Genomic DNA, 2672 nt, shown 5'->3' with positions numbered 1-2672 from the left:
CCATTTGCTGTCATCCTTTCGAGGACGACAGCTTAAACTACCCCGTAGTCACTGTCTCAAAAGGTGGATCCACTATAAACCATCGAAACACATACAGGCAATTAACAACAACCAGATCAACTTGGCTGACTTTTTAAATCAGGTAGGTATTTTTACTGTTATCACTTTTTTCTCCTCCTCATAGCGGCGCTTCAATGCAGCTGCCAATGCGACCTTGGCGCGCTTCTCGCCATGCACTAGCACCACCTGTTCAGGCCACTGCTGCATTCCCGCTACGAAATCCACCAAACCCTTTTGATCCGCATGGGCCGAGTAGCCACCCAGCGTTGCGACTTTGGCCTTGATTTCGTACATCTCTGCGTCCAGGTCAATCATCACAAAGCCTTCGGCGCCCTCGCTGGCCTGGATGACCGCGCCCGGCGTGCCCCTAGCCTGATAGCCCACAAACAGCACTTGGTGCCGCGGGTCGCCCAGCATGGCTTTTAGGTAGTTGACGATTCGCCCACCTGAGCACATTCCATTGCCCGCAATGACGATAGAAGGCCTGCCGGTGCTGGCCAGGTAGTTGACGGTTTTCTGGTGCTGCACATGGCTGTCTAGGGTGACCAACTGCCTGAAGCGCAGCGGTTTTCGCCCCTCGCTAAGACGTTGCTGGGCTTCATCGTTCCAGAAGTCGTTGAGTTCACGGTAGGCCTGGGTGAATCGGCTGGCCAGGGGCGAGTCAAGGATGATGGGCAGTTGTGGCCAGTCAATGGGCAGCCCTTGCTGCGCTTCCTGCTCGCCCGGGCAAGGCTCGGCAGGCAGCAGCGCCTTGCGATGGAGGATGTCTTCGATTTCGTAGAGCAGTTCCTGGGTGCGGCCGGCACTGAATGCCGGAATGAGGATGGTGCCATGGTCAGCCAAGGCCTGGTCTATTGCCTGTTCGAGCCGTTGCTGGCGGTGAGTGCGGTCTTCATGCAGGCGGTCGCCGTAGGTGCTTTCCAGCACCAGGATGTCGGCGCGCTCTGGCGATTTGGGCGGCTGCAACAACGGTGTATGGGCCGCCCCAAGGTCGCCGGAGAACACGACGCGCTTGCTGGCAGCGGCTTTCGGGTAGTGGATATCGCACTCGATGTAAGCAGACCCCAGCACATGCCCTGCACGCTGAAGGCGGATGTTGCAGACCAGCTCCGGGGTGTTGATGAGCGCATGCCATTGGTCGTAGGGCACGGCAATGATGGCTTGCTCTACACGCTTGAGGTAGCGGTCTACCGTGTTCTGGTCACGGGTAACGCTGAGTTTGAAAGCATCTTCCAACACCAGCGGCAGCAGCCTGGCAGAGGGCTGACTGCAGATGATCGGGCCGTTGAAACCTGCGGCGAGCAGGTTGGGAATGCGCCCTACATGGTCGATATGAATATGACTGATTAGCAGGGCCTTGATGCCCTCGACCGGGAAGTCGATTTCAAGGTTGGCCGCTGGGCTCGACTCGTCACCCTGAAACAGGCCGCAATCGATCAGCAGGCTGTGGGCGGCATCAAGATGAAGCTGGTGACAGGAGCCGGTTACGCCTTGGGTGGCGCCGTGGTGGGTAATAGCGGGAAAAACCATACGAGCCCGTTCCGTGCGTATTTATGGAGCGCTATTACTCCACAGAAGCGTGCGGGCACGGTGCCAGAATCGGATGGGGTGGCTGTAGGAAAAGTCCTATTTTTTAGTGCTCTCCAGTATTCCGCTGCCTGAAACCAGGCAGGCCTCAGACACTGGAGCGGCGAGCACGGCCTTTGGCGCGCAGGGCGATGTACATTCCCAACAGTGGGCCTACGGCGAGCCCCAGCAATAGCGCCACCAGCACAATCACCGCAACGGGCAAGGCCGGTGCAGACCAACCAAACAAGACCAGCGCCACGGATTGTTGGTTTTCCAGCACAAACAGCAGCACAACCGCTGCCACCGCCAGAACGAACAGTACCAGCAGCAGGCGTTTAAGGTTGCGCATGTTTATCTCCTTTTCCCGACAGTATCACGCCTCTTCCTCGTCTTCATTGACCCGATCCCGTAACTCTTTACCGGGTTTGAAATGCGGCACGAACTTGCCATCAAGGCTGACAGACTGACCGGTCTTGGGGTTGCGCCCTACGCGGGGTGCGCGGTAGTGCAGCGAGAAGCTGCCGAAACCGCGAATTTCAATGCGGTCACCCGTCGCAAGGCACTGGGACATTTGCTCAAGCATGGTCTTGATGGCCAGCTCCACATCTTTGGACGAGAGCAGCCCCTGATGGGTGACAATACGTTCGATCAACTCGGACTTCGTCATATTTTTCCCTTCTTTATCAAGCAGCTAGATCATTGCTTCTTCTGTTTGTAGCATGCTCGGAGGGATTTGAACAGGGTGGATCTTGACTTAATCAAAAATTCAAAATTGCACCATGGTGGGGATGGCCCAGGATGATGGGCTGGCATCAGGAAGCGGGTGCCGGTCTGCAAGGGCTGGGTTGAGGCTGATGACGCTATCGCGGGCAAGCCCGCTCCTACAAAGGCCGTGCAAGCTATAAGAGCCGGGCTGAACTGCAATGCAGACGCCGCGAACTTACTGACACCCCGCTCCAACAAAGGCCGTGCAAGCTGTAGGAGCCGGGCTTGCCCGCGATGCAGACGCCGCGAACTTACTGGCACCGCGCCGACGCCATCAG

At 57.4% G+C, this 2672-nt stretch carries 3 protein-coding genes; all 3 read right to left on the bottom strand.

Going from position 1 to position 2672, the window contains the following annotated elements; translation table 11 throughout:
• Positions 1–138: 138 nt before the first annotated feature.
• Positions 139–1590, bottom strand: a complete 1452-nt coding sequence (locus tag EKA13_RS26800) for an MBL fold metallo-hydrolase RNA specificity domain-containing protein (protein ID WP_065762002.1) — start codon at positions 1588–1590, stop codon at positions 139–141.
• Positions 1591–1735: 145 nt separating this feature from the next.
• The gene (locus EKA13_RS26795) at positions 1736–1978 is read right to left on the bottom strand and encodes a lipopolysaccharide assembly protein LapA domain-containing protein (RefSeq protein WP_065762001.1); all 243 of its coding nucleotides are present in this window, start codon (positions 1976–1978) and stop codon (positions 1736–1738) included.
• A gap of 24 nt (positions 1979–2002) precedes the next feature.
• Positions 2003–2296: an integration host factor subunit beta gene (gene ihfB, locus EKA13_RS26790; protein WP_065762000.1), complete on the bottom strand. Its 294-nt coding sequence runs from the start codon at positions 2294–2296 to the stop codon at positions 2003–2005.
• Positions 2297–2672: the final 376 nt, after the last annotated feature.

It is taken from the genome of Pseudomonas defluvii (assembly GCF_001695625.1).
Classification (GTDB): domain Bacteria; phylum Pseudomonadota; class Gammaproteobacteria; order Pseudomonadales; family Pseudomonadaceae; genus Aquipseudomonas; species Aquipseudomonas defluvii.
The sequence above is the reverse complement of the archived record's forward strand: the minus strand, read 5'-3'. Positions and strand labels throughout refer to the sequence as shown.

Excerpts from the sequence above, each read along its gene's own strand:
- EKA13_RS26800 (WP_065762002.1), bottom strand. The coding sequence starts at position 1,590 with ATGGTTTTTCCCGCTATTACCCACCACGGCGCCACCCAAGGCGTAACC.
- ihfB (WP_065762000.1), bottom strand. The coding sequence starts at position 2,296 with ATGACGAAGTCCGAGTTGATCGAACGTATTGTCACCCATCAGGGGCTG.
- EKA13_RS26795 (WP_065762001.1), bottom strand. The coding sequence starts at position 1,978 with ATGCGCAACCTTAAACGCCTGCTGCTGGTACTGTTCGTTCTGGCGGTG.